The organism is Rheinheimera sp. 1928-s (assembly GCF_029269265.1).
In the GTDB taxonomy this organism is placed as follows: domain Bacteria; phylum Pseudomonadota; class Gammaproteobacteria; order Enterobacterales; family Alteromonadaceae; genus Pararheinheimera.
The window spans coordinates 327929-344594 of record NZ_JARIXP010000001.1 but is presented as its reverse complement, the minus strand read 5'-3'; the positions used below and the strand labels follow the sequence as shown (position 1 = coordinate 344594).

The following is a 16666-nucleotide window of genomic DNA, read 5'->3' as shown; positions in this document are numbered from 1 at the left end:
GATAAAGAAGCTATACGGAGCGACAGCCAATCTGGCTCAGTCTTGGGCTAAAGCAAAGCAGCAATAAAAAGTAGCCCCCTGGCCTTCCACAGATTCAAAACCAATTAAACCATTCATGCCATGCACCAGCTCTTTTGAAATGGCCAAACCAAGACCAGTGCCTCCAGTTTGCCTGGTATCAGAAGCGTCGGCCTGTGAAAAACGCTGAAAAATACGGTCGCGGAATTTCTCCGGGATACCTGGCCCCTGATCCACCACGGCGATACGCACCATTTGTTCATTCAGACTCAACTCCACCACCACTGTGGCGGCAGCAGGTGAAAATTTAATGGCGTTACTTAAAAAATTTGATAACACCTGAATAAAACGCTTGGCATCCACTCTGATGCTGACATCCGTCATGATGGTCTGAACATGCAGCTGAATATGCCGTTCCTGAGCCATCATTTTATTGGCATCCAAAGCTTGCTGGATTAAGGGCAACACCAGCTCAACTTTTAAATCAAACTGCATTTTTCCTGCTGCTATTTTTTCAATATCCAGTAAGTCATTAATCAATAAGGTTAAACGTTGGCAATTTTTATAGGCGATGCTGATCAGGCTGCTGACTTTTTCCTGCATATCGCCCATCACCCCAGCATGCAACAAACCCAAAGCTCCGGTTATAGAAGTTAAAGGCGTACGCAGTTCATGGCTGACTGTGGAGACAAATTCATTTTTTAACCGCTCTATACGTTTACGGTCACTGATATCCCGCACAGTACAGATGTAAATCAGTCGCCCTTGCCTGCGGATCACTGACAAGGCCAATTCCATCGCAAAGATACTGCCATCCGCACGTAACCCATCCAACTCGCGGTTGCAACCTAATAAAGGTTTTACCCCTGGGGTGGGTAAATAAGCCTGCTGGGATTCCTGCTGTTGTCTCAACACAGCTGGCAGCAGATTGGTGGCATAGTGGCCTAAAAAGTCTTCAGCCTTGCAGCGGAATAAATCCTGGGCGGCAGGGTTCATACTGGCAATACGGCCATTTTCATCAATAGTGATAATGCCATCCACCACGTTGTTTAAAATGGTTTGAGTGTGCTGAGCATATTCTTTACTTATTTGCTCTGCATCTTTGCGCTGCGCTACTGATAAAGTTTGCGCCATGATGGCTGCAACAGCACTGACAAAAGCTTCTTCGTCGGAATACCATTGTCGTTGCGGGCCTATATGTTCAAGACACAACACCCCTACCACTTTACCGGCAATAATAATACCTGCATCGAGCATAGAACTGATGCCTAAAGGTTTCAGATAAAGTTCAGCAAACTCACTGGTGGCAGGGTCGTTAATCGCATCATTGGCACAGATCCAGCCACGCGAAGCGACAGCGGCAAAATACTGCGGGTAATCCGCTCTTCGTAACAACAGCTGACCTAAATGCTGTTCACCTTCGTGTTGGTGTAAGGCCAAACAAAACATTTCGTCGCCTTGCTCAGACAACATCCAGACACTGACTCTGTTACAAAGCAGGGCCAAAGATGTTGCCTGCACCAGATTTTTAGCGAAAGCCAGACTGTCTCCAATGGCAACAGCTTCATCCACCACCAGTTGCGCCAAAGTACTGCGTTGACGTACGGTCCGATCCTGACTGTCTTTTTCCGCAGACTCAGACTTTTTCCTGCTGCTGATATCCAGGCAAATCAGCACAAATCCTGTCAGTTGGCCTTGCTCACTGAATACGGCATCACACTCCAGACTCAACCAGCAAGCCTGACCTGATGTGCTGTAACACAACAGCTCTTCAGAAAAACCTGAGCCCCCGCTAATAGCCTGATGAATACGTTGCAGCGCTAAAGCATCCGCTTTTTGATTGGCTAATACCTGGGTTATAGCTTTAGCCTGTAAAGAACTGGCCTTGTAACCGGATAAACGTTCATAAGCCGGGTTGACCCATTCAATATAGCCCGCAGTATTGGTCACAATCACGCCATTACTGGTTCGGCTGACCACCAAAGACAAACGTTCCAGCGATGCTGTGCCTTGCTCTACTTTATGCTCCAGTTGTGCAAAAGCATCGCTGAGTTTAGTCGCCATCATGCTAAAAGAGTGGATCAGGCCATTAAGTTCAAAAACCGGGGTCTGATACAGTTCAAAATCTGTTCTGTCGCCACTGGCCAGCATATCCGCCCGGCGATGCAAAGCTTCTATAGGTTGCACCAGTTTACGGCTTAACACAAAAATCAACAGCGCCCCCACTATCACGGCTAACAAAATTAACCATAAAGCCTGCAAAGAATTTTCATCGACAAAACTCATCAGTGGTTGCTGTGGCAGAACCACTGCGATGCGCAGCTTTAAACCTTGTGGATCACTGAACTCGGTATAGTTCAGCAAATAATGTTCACCATCCAGTTCCAGTTGCTGCTGACCTTCGTTGTGTTTTTGCCCGCTCAGTACAGCAGCAGCTTTTTGCAGTAAAGGGTGTTCGCTTTGACTGGCCATCAGTTGAGTAATTTCGGCTCCACGTTCACTAACCAATGGCGTCTGAGTGGATGAGGCAATCAGGTAACCTTGCTGATCTGTGATAAAAATCATGCCATTGCCTGCCACGGGCTGGGCCTGCAGATACAACTCCAGATGACGCAAGCTCATATCTGCAGCAATGACGGCCTCTAACTGACCGCTTCGGTTGTAAGTGGGCGCCGCCAATCCTACGCCAAGTCCGTCATAGGATTGATATTTGTAGATCGGATACCAGCTGGGTTTACCTTGTTGCACTGCATGCTGAAACCAGCTGCGGGTTCTGACATCATAGGGGATGCCTTGTTCCAAAGCTGCACCAGGTAAACCCACTTCCTGCAAGGTGTAACGCACCCGGACTAAATCTTGCTGATTCATAGAGCTGATCAGGGTCAACTGACCATCACCAACATCTCTGTTGACCGCCAGATAACGACCATTGGCAAAACCAGCTGAGACATAGGTTAAATAAGGAGCACTACGAATTTGCACTGTCATAAAACGAGCCAGATCCTGCTCTGATTGCAGGTCCAGAATACCGCTGTCTATGGATTGCAGGGTGGAATCCAATACAGTTTTTGGCACTGCCAATAAATAGTGCAAATGAGAATTCACGCGCAGGCTGATCTGGTCAGCCAGTTTTTCGCCATAACTCAAGGCCGCATGTTGTCCGTTGACATAAGAAATCAGACTGACCAGTCCTGCGGTCAGAATAAACAGCAATAAGACAGGCACTGTAAAAAAGAGCCGCAAGGACATTCCGTTGTGTAAAGGGCGCTTTGACCGCATAAAGACAAAAAACTCCGATTCTGACTTTGTCGACAGTTCCAGTATAGCGGTAATAATAGGGATTACGGCGCCTTAAATCAGCGACTTAGCAATTTCAGTGGATCAAGCCAAGCTCTAAAGCCAAGAGCACAGCACGAGTTCTGTCACGCACCCCTAATTTAGCCAAAATGCTGGAGATCTGATTCTTAATAGTGCCCTCAGATTTATACAGCGCGCTGGCTATTTCTTTATTGGCATAACCCGACGCCATCAATTGCAGAATTTGCAGTTCTTTGTCGGATAACTCTTCAATAGCGGCAGGGCGCGGGAAATTACTGACCGGGTTCAATCCTGACAACAAACGTTCTGTGATGGTACTTTGAAAACAGGTGCCGCCTTGCTGCAGGGTTTGAATGGCAGAGACTAAACTGTCGAGCGACACGTCTTTGAGTAAATAGCCTTTAGCTCCAAGCTGGATGCTTTTTAACACCAGATCATGCTCTTCAAAAGTAGTCAGAATAAGCACGGGCGTTTTCAGTTGCTGTTGCTTCAGCAGCTCCAGTGTGGCGATGCCATCCACTTTGGGCATAGATAAATCCAATAAAATCACGTCTGGTTGATGCAACTGCACCAGCTCCACCACAGTCGAGCCATCCGGGGCTTCGGCAACCACATCCACCTGGCCAGACAGCTGCAATAGGCTTTTAATGCCCTGACGGATCAGCATTTGATCGTCCACCAACAGCACACGCAAAGTCATGGTTGAATTCCTGAAGGTAAAGTGACTTGTAAACAAAAGTGGTTGTCTTTCACTTGCCAGACCAAAGTACCGGCACATGAAGCCACTCTCTCCTGCATACCTGTTAAGCCATTGCCCGCTTTCCAGTCAGGCGAAACTTTGCCGTTGTCATCAATCATCAGGTGCAAAAATCCATCCACAAGCTTTACCGACAGATTAAACTCTGTAGCCTGACTATGTCTTAAAGTATTAGTTAAAGCTTCCTTCACAATCAACAGCAGTTGCTGTGCAACTTTCACATCGGCAACGTCTGCATCCCGGGGGCAATCCCAGTTCACCTTCAGTCCCGGTAATTCAGTCAGAAGCGTCTCCAGTGCCTGGTAAATAGAAAACTGCTGCTGTTCACGCAAGGCACTAACCGCTTCACGCACATCCGACAACAATAACTTCGCGATCTGATGGCATTGATCCACTTTGGCTTTGGCTTCGCCTTGGGTTAAATGTCCTGCGACCTGCAAGTTAATAGTTAAAGCAGTTAAATGATGACCCAACACATCATGTAAATCCCGGGCTATACGGGAACGCTCCTGCTGCTGAGAGGCCATCATCAACAGATCCTGAGTCGCCAGTAATTGCTGATGGGTTTGCTGCAATTCTTGTTTGGCTTTTTGTTCAGAACGAGCCTGATTGGTCATCAACAAAGCAAAAAAGTGAAAGCTACTGAACAATAACCCGGTGATCCACATTGAGCGTTGTTCCAACGTAGAATCCACACCATACCAAAGCCCAAGCAGCGCAATAGTGATCAACACAGCCGTTCGCATCGACACCAGATAAGGTAACACTGACACCCAGATAATGCTCAGGATCGCCAGAAAATCCCAAGGCAGCATCCAATTCAACACCAGAGCAGACAAAAGCTGCAGGATATAACCAATGAACGCTAAGCGGGGTAAGGGCCCATTACGTTCATCACTGCGGGTGACCATAAAAAAACCAGCGCCGTTTAGCAGAAATAAAGGCACAACCCAAGGCCACAACGACCAGAGTCGCTCATGGGGCCAACTCAGGTATAAAGTCAGGCCAAACACCAAAAACCAGGTGAGTAACCCCGCCAAAACATCCCATGCTATTGAATACTTTAATTTCATTGCGGCTTTAATGATCGTTGCTGCGTTGATTTGCAGTATGCCTTATTTAGAGGCTGGCTCAATAGGCCAAAAGTCACAGTCAAAAGTCCTGACTTATGGCACCTGTAAAAGCAAAGCTGAAGTTTTAGTCTGACATCATCTGCTAAAGGGAGACTAATGATGTTAATGCTACATAGCCTGTTATTAAAACTACATATTGCTTTAGGTGTCATTGCACTGCTGCTGTTCTGGTTGCCCATGCTAAGCCGCAAAGGCAGCTCGTTACACCGCAGCTCAGGTCGTTATTATGGTCACATTATGAAGGCTGTGGCCTTAAGCGGTCTGGTGATGACCAGTCTGGTCTGGTTTGATCCTATAGGAATTAAAGGTGCGGCTCTGTTAGTCGATGGCCAAATCCAGCAGCGCAAATTAAACTTTTTTATGATGCTTAACCTGTTCCTGTTTTTACTTAGCCTGCTGACCTGGGTCACTATACGTCATGCCACAGGGACTCTGTTATGCAAACAAAACCGTGATCCGCTGAAACACTGGAGCTACCAGGCGCCTGTCTGGCTGCTTGTGATCGTCGCCCCCTATGCTGCCTGGCAAGGTTTTAAATTTGGTATGCCACTGGTGATGGTGTTTGCCGGTATATCATTGATCACCTGCTTTAGTATTCTGAGTTACCTGCATACAAAAACTGTGACAAACAACCGCTGGTTAATAGAACATGCCTCCGCCATGATTGGTTCTGGTATTGCAGCCTACACCGCATTTTTTGCCTTTGGCGGCCGCGCTTTATTTGAAGAGTTATTAACAGGCCACTGGATGATGGTGCCATGGCTGATCCCCAGCCTGATAGGTATCCCAGCAACTATCTGGTTTAAACGCCGCTTATCTCAACCAATAAGGAGCCAGGCGTCATAATCTGTACAACCGAAGGGAAATCGATTAAAAAATTTCCCTTTTAATTTAATAACTTAAAAACACCTCAAAAATATTCCTGCTTTTTTGTTAAATCAGGCAAACTATTTTCAGACCTGATACGACTTATCATCAATACAACTTCATCACAGATCAAAAGTGTTTAAACGCAGCGACGAGAGCTTAATAGAAAAAGCCATAGGCGGCGATGCCAAAGCCTGGCAGCAATTGGTGTCGAGATATCAGGCGCCCCTGTATTATTTTGGCCTGCGTTTACTGGGTTCGCCCGATGACGCCCGCGATTTATTGCAGGATGTATTGATGGTGCTTTGCCGTAACCTGGCGCAGTACCGTGGTGACAGTTCGTTTAAAAGCTGGTTGTTTGGCATCGCCAACTACAGGGCTATGGATATGCTCAGGAAGCGTAAAGCAACCACAGAGTTTACCGACGACCATGATTTTTATGATGATGAAGCACCAAGTTTTGAACAACAACTTTATGGCCAGCACACGCAACGGATGGTGCAACAGCAGTTGCGAACTTTACCGCCAGAGCAACGACTGGTAGTGGAATTGCGGTTTTACCAGCAGTTTACTTTTGATGAAATTGCCGATCAGCTGGCGCTGTCGAGCAATACCATCAAATCCAGATTTTATGCGGCCTTAGATAAACTGCGTACGCAGTTGGAGTTAACAGATGTCGAACAGTCAGCAAATTTTTGAAGCATGGCTGGCCGGAAAATTGACGGCCAGCGAATGCGAACAGCAGCTGGACCAGAACAGTGAATGGTACAGCCGTTTCCAGACAGCGCAGGTGATTCAGCGTCAGGCCAAAGCGCCCTTTTTCGCGCCGGTGCCTGAAATTGACAGCATGTCGATGTTTGCCCAGCAATGGCAGAGACCCACAAAAAGTCATAGCTGGTGGCCAAAGTTGAGTGTGGCTTTTTCCGTCCTGGCTTTAGTGATCAGCCTGTCGCCACTGGAAATGCAAATGCAGGACAGCGGCCTGACGTTAAGCTGGCGTGGCGCACAACAAATGCAACAGCAACAACTGGAAACCTTGCTGGCAAGCTATCGCAAAGAGCAGCAGGATTATATCCAGACTCAGTTGCAGGGTACGCAACAGCAACAGGCATCGCAGCTGATTTTGCTGAAGGATTATTTAACCGAACAACAAACCAAAGAAAGACGCACCGACATGCTGGAACTGGTTGAATACCTGAATCAGCAACGTCAGTCTGACTGGCATTACTGGCAGGAAAATTACCAGCCAAGCCAAGCCAGACTGGATCTTGGTACATCACAGAACACTCAGAACAGATAACCTAGTGGAGTAACAAACTCATGAAGCTATTCAGCAAAGTCTCCTTGTTGGCAGGCCTTATTATCGCAAGTACGGGTTTAACAGCAGCCGAAGTCAATGGCCGCCTTGGACAAAACCTGAAAATAATGCAGGACATACTGCAAACCTCGCTGGGCGGTCAGGAACATTCCAGCATAGGCCGGATCCAACACAGTTACCTGATGGGACAAGGTGTTGCATTCAGAGTCGACAGCAACAGTGGCTGGTTACGCCATTTTGTTATGCCTCCGATGCCGCCTATGCCTCCTGCGGCACCGGGAGCTCCGGGTACTGCGATGGCAGTTGCCACTAATGTAGCCAACTCCATCAGCATCTCGGAAAATGGCAATAGCTTTAGTTTTAGCTTTGATGAAGAGGCTATTGAAGAAATGGCGGAAGCCGCCGAAGCTTTGGCTGAACAGCAACAGGATCAAAGTGAAAAACTACGTGATTTGCGGGAAGAACGCCGGGATATAGAACGGGATTTACGGGATTACGAACGGGAAAAACGCGATATCGAGTTTTCGTCTAAAGTCAGTAAGCTCACTGCGGAGCAGCAAAAGGAGCTAAAAGAGATTAACCAAAAGTCAGAACAACTGAAAACTCAGCTGGCCCAGTTACAAAAGAGCCTGACCGAGCAGGAGCAGGAATACAATAAAAAACGCGCTGAGCAACAAAAGCTGGCAGCACAACGCCAGACTGAGCTGGTGGCAAAAGTGGGGCAGGTATTCAGCAGTACTTTATGTGATTACGGTGCCAGCTTACGTGATTTAAAAGAGCAGGAGTTTGTGTCTTTTCAATTGAGCTTATCTGGCCGTAATAACGCCAAAGATCACTATTGGGTGGTGAAAAAAGCCGATATCAACCAGTGTGTCACAGGCAAAATTGATGCACCGGCTTTATTGAAAAAAGCCAGTTATTACCAGTACTAACAGCTCTTCCCCTCAGACAACACAGAGGCTCGCTTCTGTGTTGTCTTGACAGCAGTTCATCTTCTGACGTACAAAGCCGCAATTTCACAGCGAAATACGGCGGAACCGTCTTTATGTCCTATCAGTGGCCCTGCATAACAAATTGGCTTGAACAACTAGCCAGCCCTTTTTATCAGCAAGGCTATGTGGTGCTGGAACAGGCTATTCCGGCGGATTTATGTCAGGCTTTGTATCAGGACGTACAACAACAAGAGCTAAAAGCAGCAGGCGTTGGCCGTCAGGGCCAGCATCTGTTGGACTTACAGGTGCGACGGGATCAAACCGCCTGGCTGAATGCTGATAACCCGGTGCAACAGCAGTATTTGCATATGATGGCACAACTGCAACACGATATGAACCAGCGCTGTTTTTTAGGTTTAATAGATTTTGAAGCGCATTACGCCCGCTACCAGCAAGGTGACTTTTATCAGAAACATCTGGATGCTTTTGTGGGGCGTTCTAACAGAGTGCTCTCCACTGTCTGTTATCTGAATACAGCAGAGCAAGGCGGCGAGCTGGTTTTGTATGACGAACAGGATCAACTGTTAACTAAAGTTCAGCCTAAAGCCGGTACTCTGGTGGTGTTTGAAAGTTGTCGCTTCCCGCATGAAGTATTGCCCGCATCGGAACCCCGCTACAGCATAGCGGGTTGGTTTCGGCATAACAGCAGTATTCAGGGCCGGATCGATCCAGCGCTCTAAGCAGAAATAGTATCAGCCTATAACAAGTCCAGACCTATACCTGCAAACAGCAATAAACCACTGTAGTGGTTATTTAAGAAAGCCTGAAAACAACCTGCCCTGCCCTGAGTTTTCGCCTGCCAGTGTTGGTGGATAAAACTCAGCAATACCAAAACCAAAGCGGTATAAAAAAACAGGCCAAGACCATTTTGCTGCCCTACCCAGGCCATCAGTACTAAAAACATCAGCTGTAAGCTGGCTATAACAGGATGGCAATAACGACCAAACAACAAGGCGGTGGATTTCACGCCTATCCTCTGATCATCATTCATATCCACCATGGCGTAAAAAGTGTCATAAGCGACAGTCCAGAGCAAATTCGCCAGATACAAAGCCCAGACCCACAAAGGGACAGAGCCTGTGATGGCCATAGCGGCCATAGGAATGCCCCAACTATAAGCTGCACCCAATACAAACTGTGGCAGGTAGGTGAAACGTTTCATAAAAGGATAAAGCACAGCCAGAACCACCGCCACCAAAGCCAGTAATACAGTGGCGAAATCCAAAAACAACAGCAGGCTGGCACTGCACAGCAACAGTACAATAAAAAGCTGTAAAGCTTCGTCGCTACTGACCAGTCCGGCAGCCAGTGGCCGGGCTTTAGTGCGTTCCACATGACCGTCAAAATGACGGTCGGCGTAATCATTAATAACACAACCAGCAGAGCGCATCAGTACAACGCCGACACTGAATACAGCAAGCAACGTTAAATCCGGCAGGCCGGATGACACAAGCCACAAAGCCCACCAGGTCGGCCATAGCAGCAAATAAATACCAATAGGCCTGTCCAGGCGCATTAACTGGCGGTAATAAGGCCACTGTTGCCATTGCAACTGCCATCTCATAGCTCAAGCACTCCAGGTAAAAAGATTTCCTGCACCAATAATTCTTGGTTTTGTACTGAAAAAACAGATCGTCTGGCCCAAAGTTCGTTTTGCATCCCCACTACAGGCAACTGCAATCCGGCTTCAAGTAAAGCCACTTCAATACCACCACGCTCTAAACTGGCGTGCTGGAAAATATATTCACCTAATGGCTGCGCTCCCAAACGAGCTAACGGCTCCATTTTTTCCAAGGTGGATTCTGGCAACCAGCTTTGCGCATAGACACAAGGCTTGTTATCACACCAAAGGATCACATCGCGTTTTAAGCCCTGCGGCTGTTGCCATTGCTGCTGTAAAAAATCCGGCAGCCTTTGCCAGTGCTCTGCCACCAATTCCAGCCTGAAAGTCTGACAATGACTTTTCAGCAATGCTGTTAGTGAACCCTGACATAACAACCAGGGTTCAAGAGCATCAGGAAATTGCAGCTGTTGGGCGCTTTGCCACACTGCATTCAATTGGAAAAGACTATCTGTGCTGTGCATAAAATTAAACTGCAGCTAAGTTGCCGCGCATCATAACAATTTTGCCATCGTATTGGTATGTAATGCCTTTGAGGGAAAAATTGATTACCATAGCGCCATTAGTTAGTCGCCGCCCCTTTGCCTTATGACCCATTACCACACCTTAATTGTCGGAGCAGGTTACGCTGGTTATAGCCTTGCCAAAGAACTGCGTAAACTAGACCCAGAGCGCAGCATCTGCCTGATCAGCAGCGACAGCGCTGATTACTACTCCAAACCTTTGCTGTCCAACGGCTTTAGCAAACAAAAAAGCGCGACCGATTTGGTCCAGAAAACCGCAGCGCAAATGGCCACTGAGTTGACTATTGATATAAGGCCATACTGCCAGGCCTTGCAGATCCATACAGAATCACATCAGCTGCTGACAGATAAAGGATTGATCCAGTATCAGCAACTGGTGCTGGCGACAGGAGCCAGCCCGGTGAAACTGTCATTGCCCGCAGCGACACAAGACTTAATCTGTTCAGTGAATGACTTAACTGACTACCAGAATTTTCTGCAACTCAGTCAGGGCAAACAAAAGATCACTGTGTTAGGCGCAGGTTTAGTTGGCATCGAATATGCGAATGATTTAGCTGCCGCAGGGTTTCAGGTATCGGTGATAGCGCTGGAGCAACACCCTTTAGCTCAACTTCTGCCGCCTGCACTGGGTGAGCTGTTGCAGCAGCAGTTAAGCGCATCAGGCGTTGAGTTTTATTGGGGATCGTCGATAAAAGATGCTCAGCTAACCCAACAGCAATTAAACCTTCAGCTTGCCGATGGCCGCAGTCTGGAGACAGAATTGATCTTATCTGCAGTGGGTTTAAAGCCAAACCTGCAGCTTGCGCTGCACGCTGGCATAGACTGCAACAAAGGCATAAAAGTGGATCAGACTCTGGCAACTTCAGCCGCTGATATCTATGCTTTGGGCGACTGTGCAGAAATCTGTGGCTATAACCTGATGTATATTCAGCCTATTAGTTTATCTGCCAGAGCTTTGGCTTCGACGCTGACAGGCAAAAGTACAGCAGTGCAATTTCCCGTCATGCCGGTGATAGTTAAATCGCCGGCTTTGGCTGTTGTCAGTTGGCCTGTTGCGCCTCAGCAGCAAGGCGAGTGGTTCTATGAAGGACAAGGAATGGATTGGGTTGCGAAGTTTCAAAGCCCGTCAGGTCAGTTACTTGGTTTCGCCCTGACCGGAAAAATGGTAGCGCAACGTTTGCGACTGGCAAAAGAAATGCCAGCTTTGATAGCTTAACGTCGGGCCTTCGGGTAATATCCTTTTTTGAATGTTTGATAAAAATGAAAGAGTAATTCGGATGAAAAAAGCGCTGACTTGTTTTGTTTTTTTATTGTTAAGCCAAAACCTTTGGGCTCAGAACGCAGCCAATGCCCCGATAAAAGTCAATTATGCTTATTTTGGTTTTGATCCGGATATAGTCACTAACTATGTGACTCCAACCACTGAAGAACTGGGTTATGTTCGGGTGACTATGGAGTTGATGATTATGGACAAAAAATATCTGGATGTTATTGAGCATCACGAACCGCTGATCCTGGATAAGATTGTGTTTGCCTTTGGTCGTGAAAACGGCGATACCATCCGTTCATTAACAGGGCGTGAAGAAATTCGCTTAAAAATTCTGAATCAGCTACGCGATACCCTGAAAAAAGAGACAGGTCAGGATGTTTTAAAAGACGTATTGTTTACTAAGTATCTGTACCACTAACCACCAGAGCCTGGCTCACCGTACCTTCAGCGCTGTACGGTGAGAGCCTTGTTTGCAGCTACCAGTAAAACAGCACAGAACATGCCTGTCAGTAAGCCTGCTAAATGTGCCCAGTTTGCCATCGAAATCCACAGTAGATCAAAAAAGCCAATCACCAGCCAAATCAGCATAAAACCTATTAAACCAGTGCTGATCTGCAAACCCCAGTTCGGTTTTAACCAACCACAGATCCAATAAAAACCAAATAAGCCATACACCAAGCCTGACATACCACCAAAATTAGCACCAACCATCACAAACTGTGCAAGGTTGGAAAACAACAACACCAACAGGGTCAGACTCATAGCGACCACACGGCCTGATTTCAGCTCCAGAGGCCCCAACAAATACCAAACCCAGATCAGGTTAAACACCAGATGAGAGCCGGAAAAATGCAACCAGCCCGGCGTAAACCAGCGCCAGCCTTGTTCCAGACTAAGCCCAAGTTCAGGTTTGAGTTGCAAAGCTGCCAAAGCAGACCAGGGATCCACTTGTTGCCAGCCGTACACCAGCAATGTCGACAACCAGACCAGATGACAAAACCAGCCACCATTCGCCCATAACTGTTGCCAGTAACCCGATAAACCCGCTGAGCCTGTACTTGAGTCCACCACTTCCGCCCTGTCCCATGCTGCAGCCTGATAGCGGTCGGCATAAGGATTTAACAAAAAGCGTTCTAACTCAGCAACCACCAGCTCTGCATGTTCAGGTGCACTCCAAAGCTCAGCTTGCTCTGCAGAATGCACCACCACACTGACATCCAGTTGCTGACTTTTACAATAATCAGCCAGACTCAAAGCCGCAGCGGAAGAAGCAAAATCACCAATTTTAATCATGGGAGTCCGTAACAAAAGGCAATTGCTGACGCCAGGCTTCAAAACCACCATCCATACTGAATACAGTTTCAAAACCTTGTTGTGCTAAGTACTGAGCAGCACCCTGACTGGAATTGCCGTGATAACAGACCACCACCACAGGAGTTTCAAATTCAGTTTGTTGGATAAACTGATTCAGACTGCCGTTGGTTAAATGGAAAGAATCAGCAATATGGCCTGATGCATAACTTTGCTCGTCACGAATATCGACGACCACTGCTTTATGCTGCTCTATTTGCTCCAGCGCTGTGGCTACTGAAATACGACTGAATTCACTCATGGGTCACTCCGTTACGGCTCAAACTTCAGATTGATGACGCTATAGTAGCCCAGCTGACACGCCTTGAGTACCATCGCTTATGCCGGATCCGCTGAACTGCAGGTAATTGACGAAGAAATAATCAGCCTGAAGCAGCTAAATACCGCATTAAAACACCAAGTTAACAATTACAGCTTTAGCTAAAGCAGAAGCTTAGGTAAAATAGCGCGCCTTGTTGGTTTGGAAACAGAATACCCATGTCAGATAGTCCCTTGTATTTAATTTACGATCCTGCCTTTGATGATATGGACGCCGAAGGCTGCCCGGGATTTGGTTTTATACTGGTGTTTGACGAGCAGGATCTGGAGAGCTACCAATCCGGTGAAAACCCACCTTTTCCGGCTGTCTCTATGTTATTTACCGATCATGCCGATGGCAGTATCAGTGGCGACTTATTGGGTTGGGCACAACTGGATGCAGAAATTTTTCAGCAATTCCCTTTGGGTCAGTTCTTTCAGTTGATGGAACAAGCCGCTCAGGTCGCTATCAACGCTTACCGTCAGGTGGGTCAAGTGCCGGATAAACTGATAGCTCAGTTATTGCCAGATGATGATTTAATTCAGTTTGATGTGCAGTTTGCCACCCTTGAACTGAATGATGCCGAAGCAGAATCACAGCTGGCACAACAAATGATGTCAGGCCGGCCTTATTTAGATTCTTAGTAAACAGATGGCTTGAAACATAAAGTAAAAAGGAGACTGTGCTGTCTCCTTTTTAGTTAGTAAAGCAGCAAAGCCTAAGGCTGAGCTTCATAACCCGTGATATCGCCAATATCAGTGGGTAATAAGCCCTTCAGCATTTGAGGAGTATAAGCCCCCGCATTGCTCCATAATACCCAGTCTATATCGCCCAGATAACTGCTGCTTCCGGCATCACCAATCTGCAGGTAATTATCTGTATTGGTGCTGGCAGGACGCATCGTCACGCCTTCAAGAGCAAGCAGCGGCGTGTTATTTCCTTCTACATAAACCGCAACATTACCCGTAGTCGGTGAAGTCATGCTGATGGTAAAGTGATACACCCGGTAGACACTCATATCAATAGCATCAGGTTCATTGCCTTTACCCGCTGTCACCGAAGAACCATTGTTGGCATTTTCCAGCTGTACACCCGAGTTGTTGCCGTCATTACGGAACACTATTTTCAGACGACTGGTATCGCTGCTCGCTGCCAGATCCCCTAAAGCAATTTCAGTTTCAAGGATACGGTTGCCACCTACATTGCCTTTTATCCCCATCAATAAAGTAAAGAACTTCGGATAAACTCCATCGTCCGGCAGCACATTAGTCAGCTTGGCCCGGCTCCGATCCGCGCCGCTTGCTGTACTGTCAAAACGCACAGTGCCATCACCATTGAGGCTAAATAAATTAGGTTCGTCTGCTCCACCGCTTTGTTGCCGGGCAAACTGACTTAAAGTGCCATCAGCTAATACCACAGCATTGGCAGCAAAAGGATCCTGACTGCCATCATAACTGGCCCAATCAACCTGAGCCGGAGGGTCGATTGGGTCAATTGGAACCGGATCCGGATCAGGAGTTGGCTCCACAGGTTCTGGCACAGCACAGAGTCCTGGGCTGGGGGGCGTGTCTATTTTGCCAACACCTGCATAAGCCAGCACTGTGGCTTTCACATTATGTACAGGAATCAGGTTGGCCTGATAGTTATAAGGTACATTCAGCTCACCCGTTGATTGTGGATTTGCGCCAGCCACTATGCCGTCTGCAGGGCTTTCAACCCAACTGATATTTTCAAACAGATTGTCAATCAGTTGCCAATATCCGGGCTCTTGACTGTACATAGACATCACCGGGTTTCTCATATTGGCAAAATGATTGTGTTCAATACGGATCACAGCCCCCATTCTCGAATTAATGCCACTTTCCAGCGCGCCATCATAATAGTTGTTGTAAATATGGCCTTTACCGTACCGGAACAAAGGCAAACGTGAATTTACGTTCTGCCAGTGGTTGTGATGGTAAGTTAAAGTGCGCTCAAAGTTGTCACTGTCAGACGAGCCTGACAGTGAGGTTTTCCAACTGTTATGGAACTTATTAAATGAGATCGTAATAAACTGTGCATCCCCTTTCGCATCGACCAGACCGTCGTAATAATCTTTCACCTGATCGTCAGTCAAAGCAGGATCATTCACCGTCAGGCTGTTGTAAATTTCATTGTGATCAATCCAGATATTACGAACCGGCCCTTCCATACTGATCCCATCACCCGGAGCCCCCAGGTTGGCCCGTACATGGTGAATACGTAAGTTACGGATAATGATGTTATTGGCACGGACAATATTAAAACCTATACCGGCCATTTCACCCTGAGTACCTAAACCCAGGATAGAAAGATCTGACACATCTTTAATATCAATACGGCTATTTTTGGCATTTTGTAAGGTAATGGCACCGTTTACCCAAATGGTCAGCGGTCTGGCCGGATCTTTGTTTTGAATAGCGTTGATCATCTCTTCGCCTGTACAGACTGTAACTTCTACTTTATTTTCGCCGCTGCCCCCTGTGGTACCACCATTTTCCGAAGCATAACCATAAACAGTGTCCAGATTGGTTAATGCCACGACACTGGTATCCGGCGGAGGAGTGACCGCGTTGTTGTCCGGTACCGGCGTTACTTCGTCGTCTGAGTTGTTACAACCTGCCATCAGGCTGGTGCTGATCAGTATGGCAAGCAAAGTTTTATTTAACGTCATTATGTTACCCTTTGTCCCGGGCTCAGCTTGTTAGATACAGCGACAACAACTGGATACCCTGTTGATTTTATTATAGTTAATTTAGGGGAAGTCAAAATTCAGGTTTCTTCACGATAAGACAGCCGACTCAATCTTTGTCTTTCCTCCGTTATTGGTTATGAAGAAAATATGTACAACTGGCAATGATTCAGCCGAATAACAGGTGGCTTTTGCATGGAAGTTTCGCATGTGATACAAAACCGAGCTCATGCAGGCAGATCCGCTGACAATGAACCGCCGTAATTGATCAACTAGGAGGTGTCATGACTCACCACAAATTACATCTGCCCCAGAAAATCTGCGCCTGCTGTGGTTTAGCTTTCAGTTGGCGGAAAAAATGGCAAAAAAACTGGCCTGATGTGAAATATTGCTCAGAGCGCTGTCGGCGGAAAAAGTGACCTTCGGCCTATTGTAAACACAGGCCCAACTCCTGTTAAATAAGGGTTAA

Annotated in this window: 17 protein-coding genes; 9 read left to right on the top strand and 8 right to left on the bottom strand. The window is 47.1% G+C overall.

Features of this window, described 5'->3' with window-relative positions:
* Window positions 1-36: 36 nt before the first annotated feature.
* The 3 genes from P3C17_RS01560 to P3C17_RS01550 all read right to left on the bottom strand — a co-directional run bounded on the left by P3C17_RS01560 (window position 37) and on the right by P3C17_RS01550 (window position 5166).
* The gene (locus tag P3C17_RS01560) at window positions 37-3261 is read right to left on the bottom strand and encodes a PAS domain S-box protein (RefSeq protein ID WP_300927799.1); all 3225 of its coding nucleotides are present in this window, start codon (window positions 3259-3261) and stop codon (window positions 37-39) included.
* A 130-nt stretch (window positions 3262-3391) separates the two neighbouring features.
* Entirely contained in the window at window positions 3392-4036 is a 645-nt protein-coding gene (locus P3C17_RS01555) for a response regulator transcription factor (protein ID WP_300927798.1), read from the bottom strand.
* Window positions 4033-5166: a sensor histidine kinase gene (locus P3C17_RS01550; RefSeq protein ID WP_300927797.1), complete on the bottom strand. Its 1134-nt coding sequence runs from the start codon at window positions 5164-5166 to the stop codon at window positions 4033-4035. The genes P3C17_RS01555 and P3C17_RS01550 overlap by 4 nt, the downstream gene beginning before the upstream one ends.
* Window positions 5167-5322: 156 nt before the next feature.
* On the opposite strand from P3C17_RS01550, the gene P3C17_RS01545 reads away from it, so the two are divergent.
* From P3C17_RS01545 to P3C17_RS01525, 5 genes are all read left to right on the top strand, one after another.
* Window positions 5323-6072, top strand: coding sequence for a hypothetical protein (locus tag P3C17_RS01545; protein WP_300927796.1), 750 nt, complete (start codon window positions 5323-5325; stop codon window positions 6070-6072).
* 156 nt (window positions 6073-6228) lie between these two features.
* Complete coding sequence (locus P3C17_RS01540; RefSeq protein WP_233079660.1) at window positions 6229-6792, top strand: sigma-70 family RNA polymerase sigma factor; 564 nt, start codon at window positions 6229-6231, stop codon at window positions 6790-6792.
* Window positions 6767-7393 (top strand): hypothetical protein, encoded by a 627-nt coding sequence (locus P3C17_RS01535; protein ID WP_300927795.1) that lies wholly within the window; start codon window positions 6767-6769, stop codon window positions 7391-7393. The genes P3C17_RS01540 and P3C17_RS01535 overlap by 26 nt, the downstream gene beginning before the upstream one ends.
* A gap of 20 nt (window positions 7394-7413) precedes the next feature.
* The gene (locus tag P3C17_RS01530) at window positions 7414-8343 is read left to right on the top strand and encodes a hypothetical protein (RefSeq protein WP_300927794.1); all 930 of its coding nucleotides are present in this window, start codon (window positions 7414-7416) and stop codon (window positions 8341-8343) included.
* 113 nt (window positions 8344-8456) lie between these two features.
* Complete coding sequence (locus P3C17_RS01525; protein WP_300927793.1) at window positions 8457-9083, top strand: 2OG-Fe(II) oxygenase; 627 nt, start codon at window positions 8457-8459, stop codon at window positions 9081-9083.
* Between the two features lie 17 nt (window positions 9084-9100).
* On the opposite strand, the gene ubiA is transcribed toward P3C17_RS01525, so the two are convergent.
* Together ubiA and P3C17_RS01515 are read right to left on the bottom strand one after the other, a co-directional pair.
* Window positions 9101-9967, bottom strand: a complete 867-nt coding sequence (gene ubiA, locus P3C17_RS01520; RefSeq protein ID WP_300927792.1) for a 4-hydroxybenzoate octaprenyltransferase — start codon at window positions 9965-9967, stop codon at window positions 9101-9103.
* A complete protein-coding gene (locus P3C17_RS01515) occupies window positions 9964-10488 on the bottom strand; it encodes a chorismate lyase (RefSeq protein ID WP_300927791.1) in 525 nt (174 codons plus the stop codon). The genes ubiA and P3C17_RS01515 overlap by 4 nt, the downstream gene beginning before the upstream one ends.
* 124 nt (window positions 10489-10612) lie before the next feature.
* On the opposite strand from P3C17_RS01515, the gene P3C17_RS01510 reads away from it, so the two are divergent.
* Together P3C17_RS01510 and P3C17_RS01505 are read left to right on the top strand one after the other, a co-directional pair.
* Window positions 10613-11764 (top strand): FAD-dependent oxidoreductase, encoded by a 1152-nt coding sequence (locus tag P3C17_RS01510; RefSeq protein ID WP_300927790.1) that lies wholly within the window; start codon window positions 10613-10615, stop codon window positions 11762-11764.
* A gap of 61 nt (window positions 11765-11825) precedes the next feature.
* A complete protein-coding gene (locus P3C17_RS01505) occupies window positions 11826-12236 on the top strand; it encodes a flagellar basal body-associated FliL family protein (RefSeq protein ID WP_300927789.1) in 411 nt (136 codons plus the stop codon).
* A gap of 26 nt (window positions 12237-12262) precedes the next feature.
* Here P3C17_RS01505 and P3C17_RS01500 read toward each other — a convergent pair whose 3' ends face one another.
* Both P3C17_RS01500 and glpE read right to left on the bottom strand, forming a co-directional pair.
* Window positions 12263-13111, bottom strand: a complete 849-nt coding sequence (locus P3C17_RS01500; protein ID WP_300927788.1) for a rhomboid family intramembrane serine protease — start codon at window positions 13109-13111, stop codon at window positions 12263-12265.
* Entirely contained in the window at window positions 13104-13430 is a 327-nt protein-coding gene (gene glpE, locus P3C17_RS01495) for a thiosulfate sulfurtransferase GlpE (RefSeq protein WP_008899841.1), read from the bottom strand. The genes P3C17_RS01500 and glpE overlap by 8 nt, the downstream gene beginning before the upstream one ends.
* 236 nt (window positions 13431-13666) lie before the next feature.
* On the opposite strand from glpE, the gene P3C17_RS01490 reads away from it, so the two are divergent.
* Window positions 13667-14131 carry a hypothetical protein gene (locus P3C17_RS01490; RefSeq protein ID WP_300927787.1) on the top strand — a complete coding sequence of 155 codons (465 nt, stop codon included), beginning with the start codon at window positions 13667-13669 and terminating at the stop codon, window positions 14129-14131.
* A 74-nt stretch (window positions 14132-14205) separates the two neighbouring features.
* Here P3C17_RS01490 and P3C17_RS01485 read toward each other — a convergent pair whose 3' ends face one another.
* Window positions 14206-16179, bottom strand: coding sequence for a hypothetical protein (locus P3C17_RS01485; protein ID WP_300927786.1), 1974 nt, complete (start codon window positions 16177-16179; stop codon window positions 14206-14208).
* A gap of 302 nt (window positions 16180-16481) precedes the next feature.
* On the opposite strand from P3C17_RS01485, the gene P3C17_RS01480 reads away from it, so the two are divergent.
* A complete protein-coding gene (locus tag P3C17_RS01480) occupies window positions 16482-16616 on the top strand; it encodes a DUF2256 domain-containing protein (protein WP_300927785.1) in 135 nt (44 codons plus the stop codon).
* Window positions 16617-16666: the final 50 nt, after the last annotated feature.

Bases quoted from the DNA above. Each gene is read 5' to 3' on its own strand.
- P3C17_RS01555 (WP_300927798.1), bottom strand. From the start codon at position 4,036: ATGACTTTGCGTGTGCTGTTGGTGGACGATCAAATGCTGATCCGTCAG.
- P3C17_RS01550 (WP_300927797.1), bottom strand. From the start codon at position 5,166: ATGAAATTAAAGTATTCAATAGCATGGGATGTTTTGGCGGGGTTACTC.
- P3C17_RS01545 (WP_300927796.1), top strand. From the start codon at position 5,323: ATGATGTTAATGCTACATAGCCTGTTATTAAAACTACATATTGCTTTA.
- P3C17_RS01535 (WP_300927795.1), top strand. From the start codon at position 6,767: ATGTCGAACAGTCAGCAAATTTTTGAAGCATGGCTGGCCGGAAAATTG.
- P3C17_RS01530 (WP_300927794.1), top strand. From the start codon at position 7,414: ATGAAGCTATTCAGCAAAGTCTCCTTGTTGGCAGGCCTTATTATCGCA.
- P3C17_RS01525 (WP_300927793.1), top strand. From the start codon at position 8,457: ATGTCCTATCAGTGGCCCTGCATAACAAATTGGCTTGAACAACTAGCC.
- ubiA (WP_300927792.1), bottom strand. From the start codon at position 9,967: ATGAGATGGCAGTTGCAATGGCAACAGTGGCCTTATTACCGCCAGTTA.
- P3C17_RS01515 (WP_300927791.1), bottom strand. From the start codon at position 10,488: ATGCACAGCACAGATAGTCTTTTCCAATTGAATGCAGTGTGGCAAAGC.
- P3C17_RS01510 (WP_300927790.1), top strand. From the start codon at position 10,613: ATGACCCATTACCACACCTTAATTGTCGGAGCAGGTTACGCTGGTTAT.
- P3C17_RS01505 (WP_300927789.1), top strand. From the start codon at position 11,826: ATGAAAAAAGCGCTGACTTGTTTTGTTTTTTTATTGTTAAGCCAAAAC.
- P3C17_RS01500 (WP_300927788.1), bottom strand. From the start codon at position 13,111: ATGATTAAAATTGGTGATTTTGCTTCTTCCGCTGCGGCTTTGAGTCTG.
- glpE (WP_008899841.1), bottom strand. From the start codon at position 13,430: ATGAGTGAATTCAGTCGTATTTCAGTAGCCACAGCGCTGGAGCAAATA.
- P3C17_RS01490 (WP_300927787.1), top strand. From the start codon at position 13,667: ATGTCAGATAGTCCCTTGTATTTAATTTACGATCCTGCCTTTGATGAT.
- P3C17_RS01485 (WP_300927786.1), bottom strand. From the start codon at position 16,179: ATGACGTTAAATAAAACTTTGCTTGCCATACTGATCAGCACCAGCCTG.
- P3C17_RS01480 (WP_300927785.1), top strand. From the start codon at position 16,482: ATGACTCACCACAAATTACATCTGCCCCAGAAAATCTGCGCCTGCTGT.